This is a genomic window from Sphingomonas sp. Leaf357, from assembly GCF_001423845.1.
GTDB lineage: Bacteria > Pseudomonadota > Alphaproteobacteria > Sphingomonadales > Sphingomonadaceae > Sphingomonas.
In genome coordinates, this window is record NZ_LMPM01000001.1 from 1,289,946 (window position 1) to 1,316,419 (window position 26,474).

Annotated in this window: 20 protein-coding genes; 9 read left to right on the forward strand and 11 right to left on the reverse strand. The window is 66.3% G+C overall.

What is annotated here, in order from left to right:
• Nucleotides 1-3: 3 nt before the first annotated feature.
• Nucleotides 4-966, forward strand: coding sequence for a DUF6607 family protein (locus tag ASG11_RS06025; RefSeq protein WP_055776455.1), 963 nt, complete (start codon nucleotides 4-6; stop codon nucleotides 964-966).
• Between the two features lie 46 nt (nucleotides 967-1,012).
• Here ASG11_RS06025 and ASG11_RS06030 read toward each other — a convergent pair whose 3' ends face one another.
• The 3 genes from ASG11_RS06030 to ASG11_RS06040 all read right to left on the reverse strand — a co-directional run bounded on the left by ASG11_RS06030 (nucleotide 1,013) and on the right by ASG11_RS06040 (nucleotide 5,367).
• Entirely contained in the window at nucleotides 1,013-3,490 is a 2,478-nt protein-coding gene (locus tag ASG11_RS06030) for a TonB-dependent receptor (protein WP_055776458.1), read from the reverse strand.
• A gap of 210 nt (nucleotides 3,491-3,700) precedes the next feature.
• Complete coding sequence (locus ASG11_RS06035) at nucleotides 3,701-4,510, reverse strand: phosphate/phosphite/phosphonate ABC transporter substrate-binding protein (protein WP_201781285.1); 810 nt, start codon at nucleotides 4,508-4,510, stop codon at nucleotides 3,701-3,703.
• Complete coding sequence (locus ASG11_RS06040) at nucleotides 4,507-5,367, reverse strand: fatty acid desaturase (protein ID WP_236697401.1); 861 nt, start codon at nucleotides 5,365-5,367, stop codon at nucleotides 4,507-4,509. Before ASG11_RS06040 ends, ASG11_RS06035 begins: the two co-directional genes overlap by 4 nt.
• Nucleotides 5,368-5,590: 223 nt before the next feature.
• Here ASG11_RS06040 and ASG11_RS06045 point away from each other — a divergent pair, with 223 nt between their 5' ends.
• From ASG11_RS06045 to ASG11_RS06055, 3 genes are all read left to right on the forward strand, one after another.
• Nucleotides 5,591-6,502 carry an ABC transporter ATP-binding protein gene (locus tag ASG11_RS06045; protein ID WP_055776462.1) on the forward strand — a complete coding sequence of 304 codons (912 nt, stop codon included), beginning with the start codon at nucleotides 5,591-5,593 and terminating at the stop codon, nucleotides 6,500-6,502.
• Between the two features lie 5 nt (nucleotides 6,503-6,507).
• Entirely contained in the window at nucleotides 6,508-10,098 is a 3,591-nt protein-coding gene (locus ASG11_RS06050) for an ABC transporter permease/M1 family aminopeptidase (RefSeq protein ID WP_055776465.1), read from the forward strand.
• Between the two features lie 122 nt (nucleotides 10,099-10,220).
• Nucleotides 10,221-12,650: a TonB-dependent receptor gene (locus ASG11_RS06055; protein ID WP_055776469.1), complete on the forward strand. Its 2,430-nt coding sequence runs from the start codon at nucleotides 10,221-10,223 to the stop codon at nucleotides 12,648-12,650.
• A gap of 51 nt (nucleotides 12,651-12,701) precedes the next feature.
• Here the strand turns inward: ASG11_RS06055 and ASG11_RS06060 are convergent, their stop codons facing one another.
• Nucleotides 12,702-13,169 (reverse strand): hypothetical protein, encoded by a 468-nt coding sequence (locus ASG11_RS06060; RefSeq protein WP_055776472.1) that lies wholly within the window; start codon nucleotides 13,167-13,169, stop codon nucleotides 12,702-12,704.
• A 220-nt stretch (nucleotides 13,170-13,389) separates the two neighbouring features.
• Here ASG11_RS06060 and ASG11_RS06065 point away from each other — a divergent pair, with 220 nt between their 5' ends.
• The 3 genes from ASG11_RS06065 (at nucleotide 13,390) to ASG11_RS06075 (ending at nucleotide 17,158) form a co-directional block, all read left to right on the forward strand.
• Complete coding sequence (locus tag ASG11_RS06065) at nucleotides 13,390-14,337, forward strand: DUF808 domain-containing protein (RefSeq protein WP_055776474.1); 948 nt, start codon at nucleotides 13,390-13,392, stop codon at nucleotides 14,335-14,337.
• Between the two features lie 3 nt (nucleotides 14,338-14,340).
• Nucleotides 14,341-15,963 carry a phospholipase D family protein gene (locus tag ASG11_RS06070; RefSeq protein ID WP_082472623.1) on the forward strand — a complete coding sequence of 541 codons (1,623 nt, stop codon included), beginning with the start codon at nucleotides 14,341-14,343 and terminating at the stop codon, nucleotides 15,961-15,963.
• A 142-nt stretch (nucleotides 15,964-16,105) separates the two neighbouring features.
• Nucleotides 16,106-17,158, forward strand: coding sequence for a metallophosphoesterase (locus ASG11_RS06075; RefSeq protein WP_236697402.1), 1,053 nt, complete (start codon nucleotides 16,106-16,108; stop codon nucleotides 17,156-17,158).
• Nucleotides 17,159-17,176: 18 nt separating this feature from the next.
• Here the strand turns inward: ASG11_RS06075 and ASG11_RS06080 are convergent, their stop codons facing one another.
• Complete coding sequence (locus tag ASG11_RS06080) at nucleotides 17,177-17,437, reverse strand: hypothetical protein (RefSeq protein ID WP_055776480.1); 261 nt, start codon at nucleotides 17,435-17,437, stop codon at nucleotides 17,177-17,179.
• A gap of 120 nt (nucleotides 17,438-17,557) precedes the next feature.
• Here ASG11_RS06080 and ASG11_RS06085 point away from each other — a divergent pair, with 120 nt between their 5' ends.
• Nucleotides 17,558-18,862 (forward strand): MFS transporter, encoded by a 1,305-nt coding sequence (locus ASG11_RS06085; RefSeq protein WP_055776483.1) that lies wholly within the window; start codon nucleotides 17,558-17,560, stop codon nucleotides 18,860-18,862.
• Between the two features lie 28 nt (nucleotides 18,863-18,890).
• Complete coding sequence (locus tag ASG11_RS06090; RefSeq protein WP_055776486.1) at nucleotides 18,891-19,358, forward strand: MarR family winged helix-turn-helix transcriptional regulator; 468 nt, start codon at nucleotides 18,891-18,893, stop codon at nucleotides 19,356-19,358.
• Nucleotides 19,359-19,364: 6 nt separating this feature from the next.
• Here the strand turns inward: ASG11_RS06090 and ASG11_RS06095 are convergent, their stop codons facing one another.
• The 6 genes from ASG11_RS06095 to ASG11_RS06120 form a co-directional block, all read right to left on the reverse strand.
• Entirely contained in the window at nucleotides 19,365-19,835 is a 471-nt protein-coding gene (locus ASG11_RS06095; protein ID WP_055776489.1) for a DUF3237 domain-containing protein, read from the reverse strand.
• A complete protein-coding gene (locus ASG11_RS06100; RefSeq protein ID WP_443024475.1) occupies nucleotides 19,832-21,979 on the reverse strand; it encodes an acetate--CoA ligase family protein in 2,148 nt (715 codons plus the stop codon). The genes ASG11_RS06095 and ASG11_RS06100 overlap by 4 nt, the downstream gene beginning before the upstream one ends.
• 79 nt (nucleotides 21,980-22,058) lie before the next feature.
• Nucleotides 22,059-22,895 (reverse strand): p-hydroxycinnamoyl CoA hydratase/lyase, encoded by an 837-nt coding sequence (locus ASG11_RS06105; protein ID WP_055776492.1) that lies wholly within the window; start codon nucleotides 22,893-22,895, stop codon nucleotides 22,059-22,061.
• A 35-nt stretch (nucleotides 22,896-22,930) separates the two neighbouring features.
• Nucleotides 22,931-24,367 (reverse strand): aldehyde dehydrogenase, encoded by a 1,437-nt coding sequence (locus ASG11_RS06110; RefSeq protein WP_055776495.1) that lies wholly within the window; start codon nucleotides 24,365-24,367, stop codon nucleotides 22,931-22,933.
• A gap of 105 nt (nucleotides 24,368-24,472) precedes the next feature.
• Nucleotides 24,473-25,537, reverse strand: coding sequence for an aromatic ring-hydroxylating dioxygenase subunit alpha (locus tag ASG11_RS06115; RefSeq protein WP_055776498.1), 1,065 nt, complete (start codon nucleotides 25,535-25,537; stop codon nucleotides 24,473-24,475).
• On the reverse strand, nucleotides 25,534-26,403 hold the full coding sequence (locus ASG11_RS06120) for an NAD(P)-dependent oxidoreductase (protein ID WP_055776501.1): 870 nt from the start codon (nucleotides 26,401-26,403) through the stop codon (nucleotides 25,534-25,536). Before ASG11_RS06120 ends, ASG11_RS06115 begins: the two co-directional genes overlap by 4 nt.
• Nucleotides 26,404-26,474: the final 71 nt, after the last annotated feature.

Sequence of the window (26,474 nt, forward strand, 5' to 3'; positions counted from 1 at the left end):
ACCATGATCCGATCCACTCTGCTCGCCACTCTCCTGCTGGCCGCCGCCATCCCCGCCTTGCCGTTCGCGGCGTCCGCTCAAATCGGCGCCGCCTATGGCGACAAGGCGCGGGATCGGGCGGCGATCCTGGCGATGGCCGGCACCTTCAAGGTCACGTTCGACATGCGCGAGACGACGCCGCTGGTGGCGGGCTACACGCCGTATCCGGCGAAGCTGAGCGGCGGGCACGAGGTGGTGCGCGCGATCGTCGATACGCCGGACCTGATCGTGCTGCAGCATCTGCTGGTCGTTACCGACGGCAACGGCAAGACGATGGTGATCAAGCATTGGCGGCAGGATTGGACGTGGCAGCCCAAGACCGTGCTGACCTATGCCGGCCCCGGGCGCTGGACCCTGCGCGCGGTGCCGGAGGCGGAGCGCAAGGGCGCCTGGTCGCAGACCGTGTGGCAGACCGACGATTCGCCGCGCTACGGTGGCATCGGGCGCTGGCGCTACGACGACGGCGCGACCCGCTGGACGAGCGACGAGACGCGCCGCCCGCTGGCCCGCCGGGATGCGACGCGGAATCCGCCCTACGACCATTATTTCGGCACCAACCGTCACGTCCTGACACCGTCGGGCTGGGTACACGAACAAGACAATGCCAAGATCGGCACGAAGGACGGCAAGCCAGCCACCTTCGTCCACGAATATGTCATCAACACCTATGTTCCGGCGAGCGACTTCGCGATCGCCGCAGCCGATTCCTATTGGGCGAAGACGAAGGCGTATTGGTCCGCCGTCCGCGCGGATTGGGACCGTGCGATCGCCTCGGGCACCGGTATAACGCTCAAGGAAGAGGCCAATAACGGCTCCGTCACCGGCCACGAACTGATGCTGATCGCCGACGATCTCGTCACCGGAGAAACGAAGATCGACCAGGCGAGGACGGAAGCGGCCGACTTGATCGCGCGCAGCACCAAGTGAGTGGAGTCCGGGGAGCACCACCGCTCCCCGGGACCCTCGTCTCAAATTACCAGGTCACCCCGACGCGTGCGTACAGATAGCGGCCGTTGAACCCGAACGGCGAGTAATAGGGGAAGCCGACCAGACCGGTGCTGTTGAGCACCGTGCCGCGCGACGAGGCGAGCTTCACATAATCCGGATAGGTATCGAACAGATTGTTCGCGCCCAGTGCCACGTTCAGGTTCTTCACGACCTGATAGCGCGCCTCGAGATCGAAGATCGTGTGCTTGCCGGTGTGGATGTCGTCCTCGGCGAACCCGTTGCTGCTCGGCTGGGTCACGTCGCCGTAATAGGACGCGCGAGCAGTGACCCCGAGATCCTTCAGCGACCAATCGACCGTGCCGACCAGCTTGGTACGCGGCGTGCCCTGTTCGAAGGAAATGATGCGCTGGCGACTGAAGATCGGCAGCGTGGTGGTGCCGGCCGACGACGTGATCGTCGCCGCGGCCGGAGCGCGCGTCACCTTGATGTCGTTGAAATTGCCTGCCGCGGTCAGATCGAACGTGCCGAGATTGTCTGTCCGGGTGCGGTAGTGCGCGACCACGTCGATGCCCTTGGTGGTCGACCGGATGCCGTTGAGGAAATAGCGCCCGGCGGTCACGCTGCTGGTCGCCGGGTTCGCCGCCAGCAAGGCGGCGACGACGGTGCCGCTAAGATTTTCGGACAAGGCGATCTGGTCGCGGATCTTGATCTGATAGGCGTCGATGGAGAGGTCGAACCCGCCGGAACGCAGGACCGTGCCGACCGACAGGTTGCGTGCCTTCTCCGCCTTGAGCGGTTTGCCGCCCAGCGCGATGCCGACCGGGCTGATCGAGGGGAACAGTCCGGTCTCGACGATCGTGCCGTTGGTCAGCACCGAGGCGGTGGAGGTGAAATATTGCTGCTGCAGCGACGGCGCGCGGAAGCCGGTCGAGGCGGTGGCGCGCAGCGCGAACCACGGGGCGAATTCGTAGCGCGCGCTGACCTTGCCGGTCGCGGTCTCGCCGAAATCGGAATAGCTCTCCGCGCGACCGGCAATGCCCAGCGTCAATTTGTCGTTCGGCTTGGCTTCGAGATCGAGATAGCCCGACACGTTGTCGCGGTGGACGTTGACCTGATTCGAAGGCTGGAAGCCGGGGAAACCCTGCGCGCCCGACCCGAGCGTCGCGCTGGCGCCCGGCGCACGGTTGTACGATGCCGGCTCGCCGGCACCGATCTTGAAGCCCTCGCGGCGATATTCCTCACCGAACGCGACGTTGATCGTGCCGTCGCCGAGCGGCAGCTCCTTCGACACGTCGATCCCGCCGACAAGCTGATCGTAGGTCAGCGTGCCGTCGTAGAAGTTGCGCTGCGAATTCGCGCCATAGGTGGCGTTACCCGAATTGCGCGTTTCGAAGGTCAGCTTGTTGCGGCCGTAGGATACGTTGAGATCGACGTTCCAGCCGGACAGTTCGCCGCGCGCGCCGCCGGTGGCGGTGAGATCGATCGACTTGACCGCGATCAGCGGGGTGAAACCGTCCGGATACAGGCTCGCGAGTGCGTCGGCGCTGGCATTGGCGTTGCTGCCGATGCCGCCGACGATGCGCGGTGTCGCGGCGCTAACGCTGTCGCGGTGCTGGTAGCCGCCGAAGCCGTAGAGCGTCCAGCCGCTGTCCCCGAGCGGCTTACCGGCGTTGATGTAGCCGCTATATTGTTCGACGTCCGGATCACCGAAGCGCGAACGGACGCGGATCGGTTCCTTGCGCGGATCGAAATCGCCACGGCTGGTCGGGTTGCGGTTGAGATATTCGCCGGACACGGTGAGGAAACCGTCCGATCCCAGGCCGATGCCCTGCCAGGCGGAGGCGGTGACGGTCTCGCCATCATGCTCCTTGCGCCGTCCGCGCGCGGTTTCGACGTCGGTGATGTACTGGCCGTAGCTGACCGTAGCGCCGCCGCCGCTGCGCGCTTCACGCAGGCGCAGGTTGACCACGCCGGCGATCGCGTCCGACCCGTATTGCGCGGCGGCCCCGTCGCGCAGCACCTCGATCCGGTCGAGCGCGACCGAGGGGATGGTGTTGAGATCGACCGCCGCCGATCCGCGCCCAACCGAACCGTTGGTGTTCAGCAAGGCGGAGGTGTGCGCCCGTACGCCGTTGATCAGCACCAGCGTCTGATCCGGCGAGAGACCGCGCAGCGTGGCGGGGCGGATCGAATCCGTGCCGTCCACCGCCGAGGAGCGCGGGAAATCGATCGACGGAACGATCGCCGCCAGCGCCGCGCCCAATTCCGTCGTGCCCTGCCGCTGCAGGCTGGTCGCGCTCAGCACGTCGACCGGCGACGTGCTTTCGAGCCGCGAGCGACCCACGGTGCGCGTGCCGGTGACGACGATCTCGCTTTCGTCCGCCGGTGCCGCGGCCTCCGGGGTGGCGGTTTCGACCGGAGCGGTCTGCGCGCCGGCGGCGACGGCATGGCTCAGCGCCAGCGTCGAGGCGGCGAGGGCAAGGAGTGGGCGAAGGTTGGTCACGATAGCAGTCCCTTTTGCGATTTCGAAAATCTCGATCCCTGAAGCGATGCTGCTTGGTCGCAGTCCTGCGCTTGTCGAAAAATGGCCTTCGGCTTTTTTAGGGTGTTGCGGTGCGAAGAAATTTTATCAGCCGGTTTGCGAAATATTTGCTTGGTCAGGGAATTACTCGAGCGTGGCTCCAGCATCATTGCGCGTAACACCCGTGATTTCTCATCGCAGCGTGGGGTAGCCGGCGGCGATCGCGGCGGTTTCATAGGCCCGGATGGGGGCGAGGAGGTCGCTGTCGGGGGGAGCGATGTTGGTCAAGAACAGCGCGTCGCGCGCCTCGGCGAGCGCGGGGTCGGCGATGATCTCGGCCAGCGCGATGCGCAACGCGGCGACGGTTTCGATGCTGGTCGATCGCGCGGTGACGAAGGGCAAGGTAGGTGAGGGGGCGGTGACGTCGAGGATACGGAGGCCCGCGGCGGCGTCTGGCTCGAAGCGGCGCAGCGCGGCGTGGGTGACGGCGTCGATCGCCGCGATCTCGGCATCGCCGCGCGCGACGGCCGCCACGCTGGCGCGGTGCGATCCGGTTTCGATCACGCTATCGAAGAACCGCCCGTCGTGAGCGAGTGGGGCGATGGCCGCGCGGAACAGATTATGCCCGGTGTTGGAATTGCGCGCGTTGATCGCGGCGCGGCGGCCGCGATAGTCGGCGAGCGTGGTGCCCGGATCGTCGTTCCGGGTGACGATGTGGCTGACATGCTGCCCGGCGGCGCAATCAGGCACGTCGTAGACGGGTACGCCGATGACGCGCAGCGCGAGGTCCGGATCGCTGAGCAGGGGATAACCGCAGATCTGGCCGAACAGCAGGGTCGGATCGCGCCAGGCCGCCTCCACCGAACGCGAGCGATCGAGCGTGGCGGGTACCGCGATGCCGTGCGCGTCGAGGCGGCGCGCGATCCCGGCCCAGAGCCGGTCGTTCGCGCGGCGTTGTCCGGGGTGATCGTACATCCCGAGCGAGGCGATGGCCCTGCTCATGTTCCGGGCGTCTCGTGCGCAGGATGGACGAGCACGTGATGCCGGCGCAACGCGAAGCGGCGGAGGATCTGGCCATAGCCGCGATAGGCGCGCGCATCCGGGCCGACGAGGCGCGGGTGATGCTGGCGATGATAGGCGGGCAGGCGATACCAGGCGAGGCCGGGCCGATCGTGGTGCGCGGCGTGCAGATTGTTGTTGAGATACAGAAGGCCGAGCAGGCCGCCGCGTTCCACCGTCGCCGCGCGGCCGGGCGCATCCAGATCGGCGCGATGTTCGGCGAACGAGCGAAGCAGGGTCAGCGCCATGCCGGGATAGACGAACAGCAGCAGGTAGCGGCCCATCCCGAACTGCGTCCACATGAGCCAGGCGCAGATCAGTGCCCCACCCAACAGATGCGGCAGCCAATCGCGCGCGACGGCGCGGGGATCCCGAATGAGGCGGCGCGCCTCCTCCGCGAGCAGCGCGCCGATCGCGATCGGTGGCCCGAACAGCATGCGGCCGATTAGCGTCGCTTGCACGCGCGTCGCCAAGGCACCCAAGCCAGCGACCCGCGCGGCATAGCGCGATTCGGGGTCGAGCGTCGGGTCGGTGATCGACGGACTGCGATGATGCGCGATGTGGCTGCGCCGATAGATCGCGTACGGCAGCCAGAGCGAGAGCGGCGGAAAGCCGATCGATGTGTTGAATGCCCGCCAGCGCGAGGGATGGCCGTGGATCGTCTCGTGCTGCAGCGATCCGTGCCAGGCGATCAGCCACGCGCCGATCGCCAAGAGCAGAGGGTCGGGGATCGCGGCGTGCCAATAGGTCGCGGCGAGCCAGCCGGCATAGATGACGGCAGCGACTATGAGCGTCGGCACCTCCAAAGCCCGTCCCTGCCGTCGTCTCGCTCGCAACGCCATACGCTCTCCTGACCGATGCAGATAATCCACCAATCTGATGGGAATTGAAGGGCGCAAATCTTTCGGCGCGATAAGCTGGGCTATTTCCGCGATTTGGCGGGGCGAGGGGATGTAACAGGGTGTGCTTTACAACAGTAACACACGACGTTAGCTTCGCTCCCAACGATCACGGGGGATTTCAATGCTCGAGCTGAACGGCGTCACGCACATCTACGCGAACGGGACGAAAGCGCTCGACGATGTCAGCCTGAGCGTGCCGAAGGGTATGTTCGGCCTGCTCGGCCCGAACGGCGCGGGCAAATCGACGTTGATGCGGACTGTCGCGACGTTGCAGACGCCGACGGCGGGCACGATCCGGTTCGGTGCGATCGACGTGATCGCCGATCCCGAGGCGTTGCGCGAGACGTTGGGCTATCTGCCGCAGGATTTCGGCGTCTATCCGCGCGTTTCAGCCTACGACATGCTGGATCATATGGCGGTGCTTAAGGGCATCGCCTCGGCGCGCGAACGCAAGGAGACGGTCGAGACCCTGCTCAACCAGACCAATCTCTGGGCCGTGCGCAAGAAGGCGATCGCGGGTTTCTCGGGCGGCATGCGGCAGCGGTTCGGCATCGCCCAGGCGCTGATCGGCAACCCGGAACTGATCATCGTCGACGAACCGACCGCCGGCCTCGACCCGGAAGAACGCAACCGCTTCCTCAATTTGCTGGCCGAGATCGGCGAAAATGTCGTCGTCATCCTCTCGACGCATATCGTCGAGGACGTGGCGGATCTGTGCCCGCGCATGGCGGTGCTGGCGGCCGGGCGGATCCAGCTCGAGGGCGCCCCGCTCGACCTGATCGACAAGACCCGCGGCAACGTGTGGGCCAAGACCATCGGGCGCGAGGAGCTGGACGAGGCGCGGTTGCGCTACGAGGTGATCTCGACGCGGCTGTTCGCCGGCCGGACGATCATCCACATCCTGTCGCACGACGATCCCGGCGAGGGCTTCGCGGCCGCGCACGGCGGGCTGGAGGACGTGTATTTCTCCACGCTCGCCCGATCGCGCCGGGTCCCGGCGGCTGAGCCCATGTCCTCCACCGTCGCGGCCTGAGCGCAATGTTCGGCCAGATCGCCCGCTTCGAGCTGCGCTATCAATTGCGCAATCCCGTCTTCTGGACCGTCTCGATCCTGTTCTTCCTGCTGACCTTCGGTTCGATCACGATCGACCAGATCAAGATCGGCAGCGGTGCCAACATCCACAAGAACGCGCCGGTCGCGATCGCGCAGATCCACCAGATCATGTCGCTGTTCTTCATGTTCGTGACGACCGCCTTCGTCGCCAACGTGATCGTGCGCGACGACGAAAGCGGGTTCGGGCCGATGGTGCGCGTCACCCGGGTGAGCAAGTTCGACTACCTGATCGCCCGCTTCCTCGGCGCGTTCGTCGCCGCGTCGCTCGCCTTCGCGGCGGTGCCGCTGGCGATCTGGCTGGGATCGCTGATGCCATGGGTCGATGCCGAGACGCTCGGGCCGAACCGGTTGCGCGATTATGCCTATGCGTATTTCCTGCTCGGCCTGCCCAGCATCTTCCTGACCTCGGCGATCTTCTTCGCGGTCGCGACGATGACGCGATCGATGATGTATTCCTATCTCGGCGTCGTCGTCTTCCTGATGCTGTACATCGCGCTGACCGCGACCTTGCGCGCGAAGCCCGAGTGGCGCCCGACCGGCAGCTATTTCGAACTGTTCGGCATCGGCGCGTTCACCACCACAACGCGATACTGGACGGCGAGCGAGGCGAATGCCGGGATGCCCGCGTTCGCCGGGGTGATCCTGTGGAACCGGTTGATCGCGATCGGCGTCGCCCTGGTCGCGTTGGTCGTCGCCTATGCCCGCTTCTCGTTCACCGAGCGCGGCGTGTCGAAGCGCAAGCTGCGCCGCCAGCAACGCACCGCTGCGAAACTGGCGGCGACCGCGCCGGCGATCGTCGATCGCCTGCCGCCCGCGCGCTCGTCGCAGGCCGGCTGGACGCGGCTGATCGCGCGCTGCCGGTTCGAGATGGCGTTGGTGTTCCGCGGGCCGGCCTTCATCGTGCTGCTGATCGTCGGCCTGTTCAACACGCTGGGCGGGCTGCTGTTCGCCAACGAGATGTTCGGTGCGCCGATCCGCCAGCTGACCTTCGCGGTGATCGGCACGCTGGAGGGCAGTTTCAGCATCATCCCGCTGATCATCGCGATCTATTATTCGGGCGAACTGGTCTGGCGCGATCGCGAACGCGGCATGCATGAGATCGTCGATGCGACCTCGCTGCCCAACTGGGCCTATCTGGTGCCCAAGGTGCTGGCCGTTACCGGCGTGCTGTTCGCGACGATCGTCATGTCGGTGATCATGGCGTGCACGATCCAATTGGCGCGCGGGCAGACCGATCTGGCACTCGGCCATTATTTCGCGTGGTGGGTGCTGCCGATGACGGTGGATGCGCTGATCCTCGCGATCCTCGCGGTATTCGTCCAGGCGCTCAGCCCGAACAAATATGTCGGCTGGGCGATTATGGTCGTCTACCTCGTCGCCACGATCACGCTCGTCAGCATGGGGTTCGAACACCCGCTCTATCAATATGGCAGCACCGGCACAGTGCAGCTGTCGGACATGAACGGGGCCGAGGTCGGCGGACCGCGCGCGTGGTGGTTGCGGCTCTATTGGGGCTCGGCCGCGCTGGCCTTGTGCGTCTTCGCGCATCTGCTGTGGCGGCGGGGCACGGAGACCCGGTTGAAGGTGCGGCTGCGCCAGGCGCCGCGCCGGTTGCTCGGCGCGCCGGGCGCGGTGCTGGTCGGCGCGTTGGTCGTCACGGCGGCGAGCGGCGCGTATCTGTACCGCGACATGGACGTGATCAACACGTACCGCACCACGCAGGACGGCGAAAAGCGGCTGGCGGAGTATGAGAAGAAATACCTCAAATACGCCACGCTGAAGCAGCCTTCGATCACCGACATGCGGCTGAACGTCGCGCTGTATCCCGATCAGCGCCGGATGGAGGCGGACGGCAGGTACGATTTCGTCAACGACACCGGCGCGCCGCTCTCGGACCTGCACGTGCGTCTGATGGACGACCAGACCCGACTCGGCGCGGTCGCCATCCCGGGGGCGCGGCTGGTGATGGACGACGCGGATCTGCACTATCGCATCTACCGGTTCGCGACGCCGCTGGCACCGGGTGCGCGCGGCACGATGACGTTCCGGTCCACGCGCTGGCAGCGCGGGCTGGTCGCCAATAACGACGACACGCGCGTCGTCGGCAACGGCACCTTCCTCAACAATGGCGAGTTCGCGCCGATCTTCGGCATGAGCCAGGACGGGTTGATGCGGGACCGCGCCAAGCGTCGCAAATACGGCCTGTCCGCCGAATTGCGTCCGGCCAAGCTGGAGGACCGCTCCGCCCAGGCGCGCAACTTGCTGGGCAACGCACCCTGGGTTCGCTCCGACATCACCGTCTCGACCATCGCCGGGCAGGTGCCAGTGGCACCCGGCCGCAAGGTCGCCGATACGACGAGCGGCGGGCGGCGCACCGCGCGGTTCGTCTCCACCGTGCCGATCCTCGCCTTCTTCTCCGTGCAATCCGCCGCGTATGCCGAGAAGTCGCGCGCCGTGGACGGCACGAAGCTGACCGTGTTCTACGATCCGCAGCACGCCTATAACGTGGATCGCATGCTCGACGCGATGCAGCGTTCGCTGCGTTACTATCGCGCCAATTTCGGGCCGTATCAGTTCGATTACGCCCGTATCCTGGAATTCCCCGGCTATGCCAGCTTCGCGCAGGCCTTTGCCGGCACGATCCCCTATTCGGAACGGATCGGCTTCATCGCCGACACGCGGGATCCCGACCGGATCGACTATGTCAGCTATGTCACCGCGCATGAACTCGGCCATCAATATTGGGGCCATCAGCTGGTCAGCGCCGACATGCAGGGCGGAACGATGCTGATCGAGACGATGGCGCAATATTCCGCGCTGATGGTGATGAAACACCAATATGGCGACGATAAGATCCGCCGCTTCCTGAAATACGAACTCGATTCCTACCTGCGCTCGCGCGGTGGCGAGACGGTAGAGGAAGTGCCGCTCGATCGGGTCGAGAATCAGGGCTACATTCACTACCGCAAGGGTTCGCTGGTGATGTACCTGCTGCAGGATCGTCTGGGCGAGGCGCGCGTCAACGCGATGCTGCGCGGACTGCTCGATCGCTATCGCTTCAAGGGCAAGCCATACCCGCGCTCGCTCGACCTCGTCGCCGGCTTCCTGTCGCTGGCGCGAAATCCGGCGGAGCGGCAATTGGTGCTCGATCTGGTCGATCGCATTACGGTCTATGATCTGAAGGCGAAATCGGCCGAGACGCGGAGACTGCCCGACGGCACCTACGAAACGATCGTGACGATCGATGCCGCCAAATATTACGCCAGCGGGACGGGCGTGGAGAAGGAGGCGCCGCTTGCCGACACGATCGACGTGGGCGTCTTCGACCAGCGCCCCGGCTTGGGCAGTTTTGCCGCCAAGGACGTTATCCTCAAGGAACGCCGCCCGATCGTGTCCGGGGAACAGACCGTCAGGATCGTGACGAAGCGCAAGCCCGCTTTCGCCGGCGTGGATCCCTACAATTTCTACATCGACCGCAACGGCGACGACAATATCGCGGCCGTTACGAACCGGTGACGGTCGCGCTTTTCAGCAGGATTCACGGAACTGCAACCGTACCTTACGAAATGCGTCGCAATTGACGCCTAACCGCGCCCCAACGGACGGCCCGACCAACGGGCTCGATTGGGGACATCATCATGCGGAATTCGATCGTGCGGCTGCTCGGCGGCGTAGCGGCTGCCTCACTCCTGCCGGCGGGCGCGGCGTTTGCGAAGGATGCGCCGGCACCGGTTGCCGCGACCCCCGCTGCGATCCCCGACGAGCCGACGGGCGAGGATGCGCAGGCGGGCGAGATCGTCGTCACCGGCCGCACCACGCGCTCGGTCAGCCAGATTTCCGCGATCGAGATTCAGAAGATCCTGCCCGGCGTCAGCCCGCTGAAGGCGCTGCAGACGCTGCCCGGCGTCACCTTCCTCACCGCCGATCCGTGGGGCAATAACGAACAGAATATCTCGCTGTTCGTGCACGGCTTCAACGCGCAGCAGCTGGGCTACACGCTCGACGGCGTGCCGCTGGGCGACCAGACCTACGGCAATTACAACGGCCTTTCGCCACAGCGCGCGATCATCTCGGAGAATGTCGGTCGCGTGACGCTGGCGAGCGGCGCGGGCGATCTCGGCACCGCATCGACCAGCAACCTCGGCGGCACGATCGACACCTTCTCCAGCGATCCGAAGGCGGAACGGGGTGCCACGATCGCGCAGACGGTGGGCAGCTATTCCAGCTTCCGCACCTTCGTCCGCGTCGATACCGGCACGTTCGGCAATGGCAATTCGCTCTATCTGTCGGGCGTGCGGCAGGATGGCCGCGCGTGGGATTTCAACGGCAGGCAGGGCGGATACCAGGCCAACGGCAAGTTCGTGCACGACGATTCGATCGGCACGCTGACGATCTACGGTGCCTATTCCGACAAGACCGAACCGAACGAGGATGCGACCGTCATCACCCCGGCGAACCGCGCGACCGCCCCCTACACGCGCCCGTTCCTCTATCCCGATTCCACCGCCGCGCGCACCTATCTGTCGTCCGGCGCATATCGGTCTGCGGGATCGAACTATCGCAATTACTACAGCGATGCGCAGCGCACCGACTATCTCGGCTATATCAAATACGACTGGAAGGTGAGCGATCGGATCACGTGGTCGAACCAGGCCTATTATCATCACAATGACGGTGTCGGCGTGGTGGCGGGGCCGATCGACGTCGCCGGCCTGCCGGGGCTGTTCTCCTATTATTTTCCCAATCCGGCGGACAGCAACCCGACGAGCGCGGCCAATCTGGCGCGGCTGACCGGTATCTTCGGCGGATCGGGCTTCGCCACGCGGACGACCGAATATCGCATCGATCGCGGCGGCCTCCTCTCCACGCTCACCGCCGAACTCGGCGACCACAAAATCGAACTCGGCGGCTGGTACGAGCATCAGAGTTCGTCCGCGTTCCGGCGTTGGTACGCGCTCGACGTCAACAATCCCTCGACGCCCTATCAGCGTCCGGGCGACACGCTGACGCCGCTGATCACGCAATATGGCAGCGAGATCCGCGTCGACGAGATCCAGACGCATATCCAGGACAGCTGGCATGTCCTGCCCAGCGTCACCGTACTGGCCGGCTTCAAGAGCACGTTCCAGAAGGCGACGCAGTCCGTGCCGGTTCAGCCGATCCCCGGATCGTTCAGCAATTCGACCGCGCTGCCGGTCGGGCGGATCAACACCGACAAGGTGTTTCTGCCGCAGATCGGCGCGCTGTGGGACGTCAGCGCCAGCACGCAGGTGTTCGTCAACGCGCAGCAGAACATCCGCCAGTTCCAGACCAGCGCCGCAACCGGTCTCTCGCCCTTCGCGCTCGGCAGCCAGCAGGTGTTCGACGATTTCAAGCGCACGGTGAAGCCTGAGACGAGCTGGACCTATGAGGGCGGCCTGCGCACGCGGGCGTCGCTCGATCTCGGGCCGCTCAGCGGCTTCGAGGGGCAGATCAGCTATTATCACGTCGATTTCAGCAATCGCCTGCTCGCCATCAGCCCGACGACGGTGATCACCTCGATCATCAGCGGTGCGGCGATCGTGAACAATGTCGGCAGCGTGAAGACGGACGGCGTGGATATCGCCGGCACGCTGCGCTTCGGGTCGCATGTCTCGATCTACAACGCGCTGTCGTACAACAATTCGCGCTTCCAGCAGAATTACCTCGTCGGCATCGCGCAGACGGTGGTGCCGACCGCGGGCAAGAAGGTGCCGGCGTCGCCGGCCTGGCTGAACAAGACGGTCGTGTCGGCGAATTACGGCATGTTCGATGTTCAGCTGGTCGGCGATTATCTCGGCAAGAGGTTCGCGACCTTCACCAACGACCTTTCGGTGCCGGGCTACTTCACGCTGGCCGGCCGGATCGGCGCACAGATCCCGCTGTCGCGGGGGTCGGTCGTCAAGACCGTGTCGCTGAGCCTCAACGTCACAAACATTACCGACAAGACCGGCGCGTCCACCCTGTCGATCGGCGCGGCTTCCGGCACGTTCAACCAATTCCCGCTCGCGCCGCGCCAGGTGTTCGGCACGATCAGCGTCGGGTTCTGAACGAATGGGCAGGACGCGGATCACGTGCTCTGGTTCTGCCCCGTGCCCGTTCTACCGGGCCTGATCGGCGGGTGCCGACAGTTCCGGAAATAGCCGTTCGATCTCGGCCTGCAGATCGCCGGACCCCTCGCGCAATCCATAATGGTCGAGCAGCGCGTCGATCATGCGCGCGCGGTGCGGGCCGATGCCGGGCAGGATCTGGAGGCCGGGAAGATCGGGATCGGCCAGTCGGTCGGCGAGATCGCCGAGCGTGCGGTAGCCGGCCGAGGTCAGCAAGCGGCGCAAGCCCGAGGGGAGGACCGACCGGCCGATCGGCAGATCGCGCTCGGCGGCGTCCGGCATGGCGTTGAGCAGCCGCGTCCGGCCGGCCTTTTCCCGCTTCAGCGCGCGGCGGATATGGCCGAGTTGCCCGGAACTGAGTCCGAGATGCCGGCCGATCTCGCGATAGGACTGGCCCGCCGCGCGCAGGCCGCGCGCCTCGACCAGGTTCAGCGCGGCCTGTTGTGCGCGGGTCACCATCGCTGCGCCTGCGGGCATGAGGGGCGATGACTGCGCACCGCCATCGACTATCACCGCTGCCCGCGTCAGGCCATGTCGGTTTCGCGTGCAATCTTCACCGCCCGGCATTGAACGGAACGTGGCGAAAGTCGTTACGCTACTGCATGCGACCGGTCGGCAATTGCATGACGGGCGCAAACCCTACAACGGGTGTCGACACCCCAATCAGGAAACAGACGTCATGCCCACCGGCCTCGTAGCCCTGCTCGACGATGTCGCCGCGATCGCCCGGCTGGCGGCGGCCTCGGTCGACGATATCGCCGCCGCATCGATGAAGGCATCGTCCAAGGCGTTCGGCGTCGTGGTGGACGATGCCGCGGTCACGCCGAAATACGTCTCCGGGCTGACCCCGGCGCGTGAATTGCCGATCATCTGGCGGATCGCGAAAGGATCGTTGCGCAACAAGCTGCTGTTCCTGTTGCCGGCGGCATTGCTGCTCAGCGCGTTCCTGCCCTGGGCGATCACGCCGATCCTGATGCTCGGCGGCCTGTACCTTTCCTATGAGGGCGCGGAGAAGATCCTCGGCGCGCTGCTCGGCCACGGCCACGCCGCCACCGACGAGACCGAGACGAGCGAGACGGCCGAGGAGATCGAGAATCGCAAGGTGGGCGGAGCGATCCGTACCGACCTGATCCTGTCGGGGGAGATCATGGCGATCGCGCTGTCCGAAGTTGCGGACCGGTCGATCGGCACGCAGGCGGCGGCGCTGATCGCGGTGTCGCTGTTGATCACCGGTGGCGTCTATGGCGTGGTCGGGCTGATCGTTAAGATGGACGATATCGGCCTGCATCTCGCCCGGCGGTCGGGCGGGGTGCTGCCCGCCGTCGGGCGTGGTCTGGTCAAGGGCATGCCGGTGGTACTTGCGGTGCTGGCGAAGATCGGCACGGCCGCGATGCTGTGGGTCGGCGGCGGCATCCTGATCCATGGGCTGGAGGAATTCCATCTCGAAACCATCCCGCATGCGGCGGAGGCGGTGGGCGACGCGATCGCCGGGCTGATGCCGTTCGCGCCCGGCCTCGGGGCGTGGCTCGGCTTCGCGGTCGCCTCCGCTCTGGTTGGGCTTATGGTCGGCGGGGTGCTCGCGCTCCTCGTGCCGCCGCTGTCGCGAATGTTCGGCAAGAAAGCCTGACGGGTGATCGTGCTGCGGATCATCGCCGTCCTGCTGCTGGCGACGATCGTCACCGGCTTCGCGATCCGCCTGTTCAATCCGCTCCCGAAGCTGGAACCGCGCCGGCCCTCGCGGGCGTTGCGCGACACGCAGGATACGCCGCTCGGGCGCGGTGTCGCGGCGGTGGCGGCGGCGCATCCCGGATTGACCGGGCTGCACATGCTCGACGACGGGCGCAGCGCCTTTGCCGCGCGGGTGTTGCTGGCGCGGTCGGCGACGCGTAGCCTGGATGTGCAATATTACATCTGGCACGGCGATCTCTCGGGATCGCTGCTGCTCGAGGAGATCCACGCCGCCGCCGATCGCGGCGTACGCGTGCGCCTGCTGGTCGACGACAACGGCATCGCCGGGCTCGACGTGCCGTTCGCCGCGCTGGACGCCCATCTGAATATCGAGGTGCGGCTGTACAATCCGTTCGTCGTGCGCCGCCCCAAGGCGATCGGTTATCTCGCGGACTTTCCCCGGCTCAACCGGCGCATGCACAACAAGAGCTTCACCGCCGACAACCAGATGACGATCATCGGCGGCCGCAACGTCGGCGACGAATATTTCGGCGCGCGCGACCAGGGACTGTTCGCCGATCTCGACGTGCTGGCGGTCGGATCTGCGGTGGCCGACGTCTCGGACGAGTTCGATCAATATTGGGCGAGCCAATCCGCCTATCCCGCCGCCCGCATCCTGCCGGCGGTCGGGGCCGAGCGGATGGCGGAGATCGCCGCCGCCGCCCACCGGTCCACCCGCGACCCGGCGGCACGGGCCTATGTCGAGGCGATCCGAGCGCTTCCGTTCATCGAACAGGCCAAGGCGGGTACGCTGCCCTTCGAATGGGCACCGGTGCGGATGGTGTGCGACGACCCGGCCAAGACGCTGGGCAAGGCCGGCCCCCGGGGCCTGCTGACCACGGCGCTGGCCAGGATCATCGGCACGCCAACCAGCGAACTCGGGCTAGTATCGGGCTATTTCGTGCCGACCAAGGCGGGCGAGGAGGCGTTCGTCAAACTAGCCCGCGACGGGGTCGGCGTCAGCATCATGAGCAACGCGCTGGAGGCGACCGATGTCGGCATCGTCCATGCCGGCTATGCGCATCGGCGCAAGGCGCTGTTGCGCGGCGGGGTGCACCTGTTCGAGATGCGCCGTCCGGCGGGAGACGGCGAGACGGCGTCGTCGCGCAATATCCTGGGCGCAGGCTCCGGCTTCGGCATCACCGGCTCGGGCTCGGGCTCGGGGTCGCCCACCGGCACCGTGCTGCGGTCGAGCAAATCCACGCTGCACGCCAAGACCTTCACGGTCGATCGCCGCCACCTGTTCGTCGGATCGTTCAATTTCGATCCGCGCTCGATGCACCTCAATACGGAACTCGGCTTCGTCATCGACAGCGCGCCGCTCGCCGAGCGGCTGCAGGACAGTTTCACGACCACGATCCCGCTCGATGCCTATGAAGTGGTGTTAGACGACGCCGGCGACCTGATGTGGATCGAACGCACCGGTGGGCGCGAGATCCGTCACCGAACCGAACCGGGCACGACATGGCTGCAGCGCACCGGCATATGGGCGCTGTCGCACCTGCCGATCGAATGGCTGTTGTGAGGAACATTTTCGGTGCAGCGGCCGCTGTGACACAAGCCTGCAATCGCAGCGCTAGGCTGCCAGACGGAGACTGACGATCTTTCACCTTATCTTTGCCGTTCCGAGCCTGCTCGTCGTCGTCCGCTGGCTGTGGCCGCTGTCGTTGCCGCTGTGGAGCAAGGGCGCGATCGCGGTGCTGCTGCTCTTCGTCTCGCAATATCATTTCTGGAGCCGGCTCTCTTCGGGATCGGTGTTCGCGCCGGAATTTCCGCGCTTCATCGTCATCCTGTTCAATTGGGCGTTCGGCGTCATCGTGCTGGTCGCCGTGCTGCAGATCCTGCTCGATCTCGGCACGCTGGCGACGATGCTGGTGCGGCAGGGCGCGGTCGGCGTGCCCGACACGGTGCGATACGCTGTCGCGGCCGGCGCGGCATTGCTCGCGGCGATCGCCGTCGCGAACGCACTGCGCGTCCCGCCGGTGAAGGAAATCCAGGTCGCGATCCGCGGTCTGCCGCCGGAGTTCGACGGTTATCGGTTGCTGCAACTGACCGACCTGCACGTGAGCCGCCTGTTCCCGGCGAACTGGGCGAGGGCAATGGTCGATCGCGCCAATGCGTCCGGCGTCGACCTGATCGTCGTGACGGGCGACTTCATCGACGGTTCGGTCGACATGCGCCGTGGGGACGTGGCGCCGCTCGGCGCTCTGCGCGCGCCGGACGGGGTCTATGCGATCCCCGGCAACCACGAATATTTCTTCGATTATGCCGCCTGGATGCGGCACCTTGCCGGCATGGGCATCCGCATGCTGCCGAATGCGCACGCGATCCTGAAGCGCGGCGGTGGCCGACTCGTTCTTGCCGGCGTCACGGACTTGTCCGCGCCGGGCCATGGGCAGGCCGGTCCGGATCTCGGCGCGGCCCTTGCCGGTGCGCCGAACGACGTGCCCGTCCTCCTGCTCGATCACCAGCCGCGCAACGCCCGGCGGGCGGCCGCGCGCGGCATCGCGCTCCAGCTGTCGGGTCATACGCATGGCGGCATGATCGTCGGGCTGGATCGCCTCGTCGCGAACGGAAATGGCGGTTTCGTGTCAGGGCGCTACGATGTTGAGGGGATGACGCTCTATGTCAGCAACGGCACGGCGTTGTGGCCCGGCTTCGCGCTGCGCCTGGGCCGGCCGTCTGAGATGACCCGGATCACGCTGCGGGCGCCGCAATGACCACTCGTGGGCGACCCGTCAGCCGAACGTCTCGGTGAGTTCAACCACTTCGAAATCGAAACGTTCCCAGCCGCGCTGCCGCGCCGCCTCCTTGGTGGCCTCCTTCTTGCCCGCCGCCTCCCTGAGCGATTTGGCATGTCCCCAGAACACCTCGGTCTTGCCACCCCGAACATGCGCGACGATCCGCCAATAATGGGTGAAGGGCGCGGCGGTCGGGCCGATCGTCTTCACATAGCCGTCGGCCATCGTCGCGGTCAGGTAACGGTTCTTCTTCGCCATGGCGTCGCGTGATAACGCCCCTGCGGCAGCATGGCTCGCGTAAATCTGCGCCGGAAGCATTGTTGCATCGCATAACGTTTGCCGCGATACTCCGCGCAACGAAAAAGACGAGGGGATTCCATGGCAGACGATCCACGCGAGATCATCGATCGGGAGCCGATGTCGCGGTTCCAATGGGTCGTCGTCGCGATCATGGTCGGGCTGAACGCGCTCGACGGGTTCGACGTGCTGTCGATCAGCTTCGCGTCGCCCGGGATCGTCAAGGATTGGGGAATCGATCGCGCGGCGTTGGGCCTCGTCCTGTCGATGGAGTTGATCGGCATGGCGGTCGGCTCGATCGTGCTCGGCGGCGTGGCGGACCGGTTCGGGCGGCGGCGCACGATTCTGGGCTGTCTCGTCGTGATGGCGGCCGGCATGTTCGCGGCATCGACCGCGCACGACGTGGTGACGCTGTCCATCTGGCGGGTCCTCACCGGCCTCGGCATCGGCGGCATGCTTGCGACGACCAACGCCGCGGTGTCGGAGGCATCGAACATCGCGCGGCGCAATCTTGCGGTGGTAATCATGGCGGCGGGCTATCCGCTCGGCGCGATCGTCGGCGGGTCGATCTCGTCCGCGCTGCTCCGACATTTCGACTGGCCGGTGGTGTTCCAGTTCGGCGGGATCGTCACCTTATGCTTCATCCCGATCGTGCTGTGGCGCGCCCCGGAATCGATCGCATTCGAATTGCAGCGCCGCCGCCCCGGCACGCTCGCGGCGGTCAACCGCACGCTGGCGCGGATGGGGCATCGCACGGTCGATGCGCTGCCGCCGGAAAAGGCCGTCGGCGCCGCGATGCCGCTGGCGGCCCTGTTCTCGCCTGCTCTGGCGCGCATCACGCTACTGATCACGCTGGCCTACACCGCGCAGCTGATGACATTCTACTTCCTGCTGAAATGGATCCCCAAGATCGTCGTTGACATGGGCTTCGCGCCAAGCTCGGCTGGCAGCATCCTGGTGTTCGCCAATTGCGGCGGGCTGGTGGGATCGCTGCTGCTCGGCCTGCTGACCGCGAAAATCAAGGTGCGCACGCTGACGATCGCGACGATGGCGGTGTCGGCGATCATGGTGTCGTGGTTCGGGCGCGGGCAGGGCAGCTATGGCGAACTGGCATGGATCGCCGCGATCACCGGTTTCTTCACCAATGGTGGGATCGTCGGGCTGTACGCGTTGCTCGCGCGATCCTTCCCGACCGACGTGCGCGCGACCGCCACCGGCTTCGCGATCGGCGTCGGGCGGGGCGGATCTGCCCTGGCCCCGGCGCTGGCCGGGTTCCTGTTCGCCGCCGGGTACGGGCTGCAGACGGTAGCGATCCTGATGGCGTCGGGATCGGTCATAGCCTTGCTTGCGCTGCTGGCTTTGGGCAACAGGGGCGAAGCGACATAGGCCGGGGTCGCGCAGGGAGACGACGACCATGGCGACACTGCCGCAGGATCCACCCGACGACAGCGTCGATCTGGGGGCGTTGAGCGAGTTCGCCGGTTATCATCTGCGCCGTGCGTCGGCCGTGTTCGCCGCCGATTTCGCCCGCGCGTTGGAGGGCACCGGAATGCGGCAGGTGCTGTTCGGCATCCTGTCGGTGGTCGCGGCCAACCCCGACATAAACCAGGGTGCGGTGGGCCGTGCACTGGGCATACAGCGCGCCAACATGGTGGCGCTGATCAACGAACTGGTCGATCGCGAGCTGATCGAACGCCGGGCGTCGAAGGACGATCGTCGCGCTTTCGCCTTGTGCCTCAGCCCGGCGGGCCAGGCCATGCTGGACGAATGCCTCGCGCGCATCCGCGTGCATGAAGAGGAGATGCTGTTGGGCGTGGGCGTCGCCGATCGCGCGCGGCTGATCGCGTTGTTGCTGCGGATCGAGGCGAAGGAGCGTAGCTGAGGTGCGTCAGTCGACCGCGAAGATCGACAGCACCACGCGATCGAGATACCGCGCGGCGGTGGCGACGAACACCGTTTCCGCCAGCCAGCCATGCGGGCTGCCCGATGCCACCTCGAAGCGCGGCGTGGTGCGGAAATAATAGCGCGCCGGATCGACCTCCTCGCCCGCCGCGATGCGATCGGCGATCTCGGGCGATGCTCGGCGGTAGCCGGTGTTGAACACCGAGACGATCGCGCCATCATCGGCGCGCAGCGTGTAGCGGGCGACGACGTCCAGCGTTCCGTCGCCGCGCCACGTCTGCCAATCACCGCCACCCGGCAGGATCTCGCCCGAGAAACGCGGGCCCTCCACATGGCCGCCGGTGATCGGCACGAAGCGCCGTAGCGCGCCATCGACCCGCCCGAGGTCGAGCGGCAGGCCGATCGACACCGTCGCCTCCAGCGCCGGGATCAGTCGTGGCGTGGGCAGCAAAGTCATGCCGGATCGTCGGCGAGGATCAGTGCGTCCAGCGCGACCGCACCCTGGCCCTCGGGATAGACGACGACCGGGTTGAGATCGATCTCGCGGATCGCGGGCGTACCGCGCAGCAGCCGGCCGATCGCGATGACGATATCGGCGACCGCCCCGACATCCAGCGCAGGAGAACCGCGCCAGCCGTCGAGTAACGCACCGCTCTTCAACATGCGCAATTCGACGATGATCGCGTCGCGCGTCAGGTCCGGTGCGAGCAGGCGCACGTCCTGCAGGATCTCGGCTTGCACGCCGCCGAAGCCGGCCAGGATCACCGGCCCCCAATCGGGATCGTTGCGCGCGCCGATGATCAGTTCGACGCCGCGTGCGCCCATCGCCTCGACCAGCACGCCATCCAGCGCGACATCCGGCGCATGAGCGCGGACATTGGCGTGGAGCCGCGCCCAGCCTTCGGTCAGCGCGGCATCGTCGGCCAGGTTCAGGATCACGCCGCCGGCATCGCTCTTGTGCGACAGCGCCTGCGCCTGGGCCTTGATCACCACCGGATAGCCGATCCGTCCGGCGATCGCCTTTGCCTCTGCCGGCGTCGCGGTGAAATCGCCTTTGGGGAAGGGGATGCCGAGCGGGGCGAGCAAAGCCTTGGCGCGATATTCGGCGATCACGCCGCGATGCGGCAGCGTCGCGGCGACGGGGGCATCCTCGGCGGCGGTATAATCGCGCGCATTGGCGGCGGCGATCCGGGCGAGCGCGCGGAACGCGCGATCGGGCGAGGGGAAATACGGTACGCCCAGTGCGCGCAGGCCGGCGAGATAGGCGGCCGGCACCGGCGCGCCGTCATCGAGGCCGGCGAAGATCACTGGCTTTTGCGGCTTCAGCGCATCGACCGCGGCGATGATCGGTTCGAACTTGAGGCGGGCGGTCGCCTCGTCGGTCTGGATGATGCCGAGGACGATGCTGCCGAACGCCGGATCGGCCAGCAACGGCTGCATGGTACGGCGGTAGAGATCGGGGTCGACCAAAGCCTGCGCGGTCAGGTCCATCGGATTGCTGACCGGAATGAAGTCCGGCATCGTCGCGCGCAACGCCGCTTCGGTCTCGGCGGAGGGTGCTGGCAAAGCCAGATTGAGCGTCTCGCAAAGGTCGAGCGTCAGCGCCTTGAACGCGCCCGATTCGGTCAGCACCGCCGTGCCGCCGGTCGGAACCGGACCGCAGCGTATCGCGATGTCGATCACGTCGCCCAGTTCCTCCAGGCCATCGACCAGGATCACCCCGGCGCGCTCCACCTTGGTGCGCATCACCTGATAATCGCCGGCCATCGCGCCGGTATGCGTGGCGGCCGACTCGCGCGCCGCGCTGCTGCGGCCCGGGTGGAGCAGGACGATCGGCTTGCCGATAGCGCGCGCGCGGGCCGCCAGCGCGAGGAAGCGCGCCGGCTTGCGGAATTGTTCGACGATCATCGCGATCGCGCGGGTGTCGGGATCGTCGAGCAGATAGTCGACATAATCCTCGACCCCGCTCGCCGCTTCGTTGCCGGTCGAGACCGAGACGGAGATGCCGAGATCCTTGGCCATCAGCGTCGTGCCGAGCACGACCGCCATCGCGCCCGATTGCGACACGATGCCGATCCCGGGCCGCCCGGCGAGCCGGATCGGCGGCGTCTCGACGAAGGTCAGTGGGATGCCGTGGACGTAATTGGTCATGCCCAGGCAGTTCGGGCCTTCGATGATCATGCCGGTTTCATCGGCGATGCGCGCCACCTCGCGTTGCGCGGCAAGCCCCTCCTCGCCGCCTTCGGCAAACCCGGCCGAGAAGATCACCGCCGCGCCGACGCCGCGCGCCGCCAGCGCTCGGACCGAGTCCAGCACCGCGCCGCCCGGAATGGCCAGCACCGCCGTGTCCACGCCTTCGGGCAGGTCGGCGACCGAGCGCAGGCACGCGCGGCCGGCGATCTCGTCGCGCTTCGGGTTGATCAGGAAGATGTCGCCGGCGAAGCCGTGGCGCTCGAGATTCGCCAGCACCTGGTTGCCGAGCGCGCCGGGCTTGTCCGACGCGCCGAGGATCGCGACCGAGCGGGGCCGGAGCAGACGGTCGAGCGAACGCGCGCCGGTGGCTTCAGCGGACGTCGTTTCGGCAGGGGCCACGGTGTCGATGGTCACGTCGGTCTCCGGGTGAGGCGTGCGATGCGCGTGTCGAACCGCCACCCGGCTGATGCCGGGTGGCGGTTTGAATTCAGGCCTTTTGCTTCGACGTGTCGTAGGCGCCGAGGCCGGGTTTGAAGGTCTTGTCGTCGATGAACTGCTTGATGCCTTCCTTGCGACCTTCATTGTCGTAGGAATTGGCCGCTTCCTGCGCGCGGATCAAATAGTCCTCGGCGTCGTCATAACTCAGCACACCAACACGCCGCACCGCATCCTTCGTCGCCTTCAACGCCACCGGATTTTTTTTGAGCAGAACGCTTGCGACCTCGGTTACGCGCGTCTTGAGCTGGTCGAGCGGCATCGCTTCGTTGACCAGGCCCCATTCGGCGGCGGTCGCGCCGTCGACATTCTCGCCCATCATCGCATGGTACATCGCCTTGCGGAACGGCAGCAATTCGGTCGCCACCTTGGTCGCGCCGCCGCCTGGCAGGATGCCCCAATTGATCTCGCTGAGGCCGAACTGCGCGTCCTCCGCCGCGAAGGCGAGATCGCAGGCGAACAGCGGGCCATATCCGCCACCGAAACACCAGCCATTGACCATCGCGATCGTCGGCTTCTGATACCAGCGCAGGCGGCGCCACCAGCCATAGCTCTCGCGCTGTGCCTGTCGCGACGCGCCGAGACCCTTCGCCTCGGTCTCGCGGAAATATTCCTTGAGGTCCATGCCGGCGGACCAGGCGCTGCCTTCGCCCGACAGCACCAGCACGCCCACATCCGCGCGGAATTCTAACGCGTCGAGCACTTCCATCATGTCGCGGTTTAGCGTCGGCGACATGCAATTGCGCTTTTCGGGGCGGTTGAAGCGAACCCAGGCGATACGATCGATCACGTCATAGGCGACGGTGCCGTTGCTGCTCAATTCGGTCATGGAATGTCCTCGTGTCGAAATATGGGGAATGATCGTCAGATCGGATAATGGCCGGGCTGCGTCTCGATCGTGATCCAGCGCAGTTCGGTGAAGCTGTCGATCCCGGCCTTGCCGCCGAAGCGGCCGTAACCGGACGATTTGACCCCGCCGAACGGCATCTGCGCTTCGTCGTGCACGGTCGGGCCGTTGATATGGCAGATGCCGGACTTGATGGCCCTGGCGATGCGCAGGCCGCGCGCGGTGTCTCGGGTGAAGATCGCGGCGGACAGGCCGTATTCGGTATCGTTGGCGAGCGCGATGGCATGCGCTTCGTCACGCGCGCGGGCGATGCCGACCACGGGTCCGAAGCTCTCGTCGCGGAACAGTTTCATCTCGGGCGTGACCTTGTCGATCACATGCGCGGGCATCAACACACCGTCCGACGCGCCGCCGTTCAACTGCACCGCGCCGTGTCCCAGCGCGTCCGAGACCAGCGACTGGACATGCGCGACGGTCTTGGCATCGACCACCGCGCCGAGCGGCGTCTTGCCCTCGCGCGGATCGCCGACCGGCATCGAGCCGACCTTCGCGGCGAACTTCTCGGCAAAGGCTTCGGCCACGCTGTCGACGACGATTATGCGCTCGGTCGACATGCAGATCTGGCCCTGGTTCATGAATGCGCCGAATGCGGCCGCCTTCACCGCCTCGTCGAGGTCGGCATCGTCCAGTACGATCAGCGGGGCCTTGCCGCCGAGTTCGAGCAATACCGGTTTCAGATGCTCCGCCGCACGCTTGGCGATGATCCTGCCGACATGTGTGGAGCCGGTGAAGTTGATGCGCCGGACCGCCGGATGATCGATCAGCGCGCCGACGATCTCACCGGCATCTTCGGGCGCGTTGGTGACGAGATTGACGATGCCGTCGCCCATGCCAGCTTCCACGAACGCTTCGACGATCAGGGCATGCGTGCGCGGGCATTGCTCGCTCGCTTTCAGAATGACGGTATTGCCGCAGGCGAGCGGCATCGCGATCGCGCGCACGCCAAGGATGATCGGCGCGTTCCACGGCGCGATGCCGACCATCACGCCGACCGGCTCGCGCAGTGCCATCGCGATGCAGCCGGGCTTGTCGGACGGGATCACCTCGCCCTGGATCTGCGTCGTCATCGCCGCCGCTTCGCGCACTATACCGGCGGCGAGCATCAGGTTGAAGCCGGCCCAACCCTGGGTGGCGCCGATTTCCGTCATCATCGCCTCGATGAACTGCGGTGCGCGGGCTTCGAGCGCGGCGGCCGCCTTGGTCAGGATCGCGCGGCGGGCGTTGGGGCCGAGTGCCGACCAGGCCGGGAAGGCGGCGGCGGCGGCATCGCAGGCCGCCGCCGCATCGGCCACGGTCGCCGCCGATGCGGTGGATGCGACCGCCCCGGTCATCGGGTTCAGACGATCGAACGTCGCGGATGCGCGATGCGCGTCCGAAGAAATCACGGTTGCCATGACACTCCCTCCTAATTGCTATAATACATAGCTTATTTTTCGGGACGTGCAAATGTTTTCGCGAGGTGTCGGGGCACTTGGACGTGTTCGGCGCGTGGCCGGTGTTTACGCCTCGGCGGTCGCGGTCGCGGTCCGCTGCGCAGCGATCTTGCGCGCGATGATCTGCCGCGCGCGCACCCCGCCCTGATCGATATTGTACGCGGTGAGCTTGAGGTCGGGATTGGCGAGAATCGCCTCCTGCTGCGCCTCCAATATCTCGACATCTTCAGCGAAGACGCCGCCCTGCGCGCGCTTGAACCGCGCGGTGAAACCGGCATCGTCGATGTCGAAGCTGCGCGCCATGCCCCAGAAATAGTGCATGCTCGTCGCGCTTTCCGGGGTCATCGAATCGATCACGAAGCCGCGCACGCCGCCGCACGTCGCGCTGTCATGGGCCTCGACCGTGGCGCCGCCCGTCACCGGCGCCACGCCGACATCGATGATCACGGAAGACGGGGCGATGAATTCGCAGATCTGCCAGCGATCGACCGGCCCATCCTGCTTCAGTGCGCCGCGCCAGAACGGCGGTGCATCGACGCCCGGCATCCATCGCGTGACGAAGACACGCTCGCCATCGACGCGCGTGTCGATCGGCGCGTGCATCAGTTCGGGCTGGCCGATCGATCCGGAATGGACATGCGTCTCGTGCGTCAGGTCCATCAGATTGTCGATCATCAGGCGGTAATCGCAGCCGACATGATTGTAGCCGCCATCGAACGTCCAGCCATCCGCCGAACATGGCCATAGGTCCGGAATCAGCGCCGGATCGGCCAGCGCCTTCTCGCCGACCCAGACCCAGACGAAGCGGTGCCGCTCGGCCACGACGTACGTCTCGACGCAGATGCGCGGGTTGGCCGCATCGCTCTTCAGCGGCATCTCCTCGGCCACGCCGTCGCGCGAAAGTTTCAGGCCGTGATAGCGGCAGCGGATCGAATCGCCTTCGCGGATGCCCATCGACAGCGGCAGCATGCGATGCGGGCAGGCATCGCGCATCGCCACCACCGACCGGTCGAGCGTGCGATAGAACATCATCGGCACGCCGCAGATCGTGCGGGCAATCGGTGCGGAGTCGATCTCCGCATCCCATCCCGCGACATACCAGGCGTTGCGGATGAACGTATCGGTGGTCATGCGAAATTCCGTCGTTTGGGCGCTGCCTCGGATCGGGCGAGCGCGGCGAGTTTTTGGTTCAGCGTGGCGGGCGCGGCAATCGTCAGTGCGCCGATCGCCCGTTGCCGCACTACCGTGCCGCGCGTCATCGCGCTGCCGGTGCCAAGGGCATCGAGTGTCTTGACCACTTCCTCCATCTCGGCCGCGCGGCGCAGGCCGTGCGCCATCATCCGTTCAAGATTGTAATCGGCGCGGCTATGCCAGTCCGGCGGCGGCGGGCTGGCGTCCAGCGAGTCGAGCACCTCGCCCAGGACACCGGCGCGATCGGCGGCGAGGACGCATTCGGCGGTCAGCGCCTCAAGCCCCTTGACCATCACCGACCGGATCATCTTGATCGACGAGGCGCGGCCGACCTCGCCCGGCACCACCCGCACCTTGGCAAACCCCGCAGCCTGCAGCGCCGCGGCACCGGCCTCGGCATGCGCGCCGGACACCAGCAAGGGCACGCCGCGTCCGGCCGGGTGCACCGGCGCCATCACCGCCACATCGACATACCGCCCGCCAGCGGCTTCGATCGCGTCTCGCGCCGCGCGCTTGGTATCGGGCGCGACGCTGTTGCAATCGCAATACAGCGCATCCCGCACGATGCCTCGCGCCGTCTCTCGCGCGGCAGCCAGCGCCTGATCGGCGGTGACGACCGACAGGATCAATCCGGCATTCTGGACGGCGGCGGCATTGCTGGTGGCGAAAGCAACGCCGTGGCTTCGGCACGCTTCGGCCTTGTTCGCGCAATCGTAGGCGATGGCGGCAATTCCTATGCCGCTCGCGAATGCCGCACCGGCCTCTCCAAAACCGATGAATGCAAGTGCTGGATCTTTGTCCGCCATATCATCCGGCTTGCGCCGGCACGCCCGGCACCGCCAATCCAATCGCCGCGCCGCTATTGAATTTCCTGAAG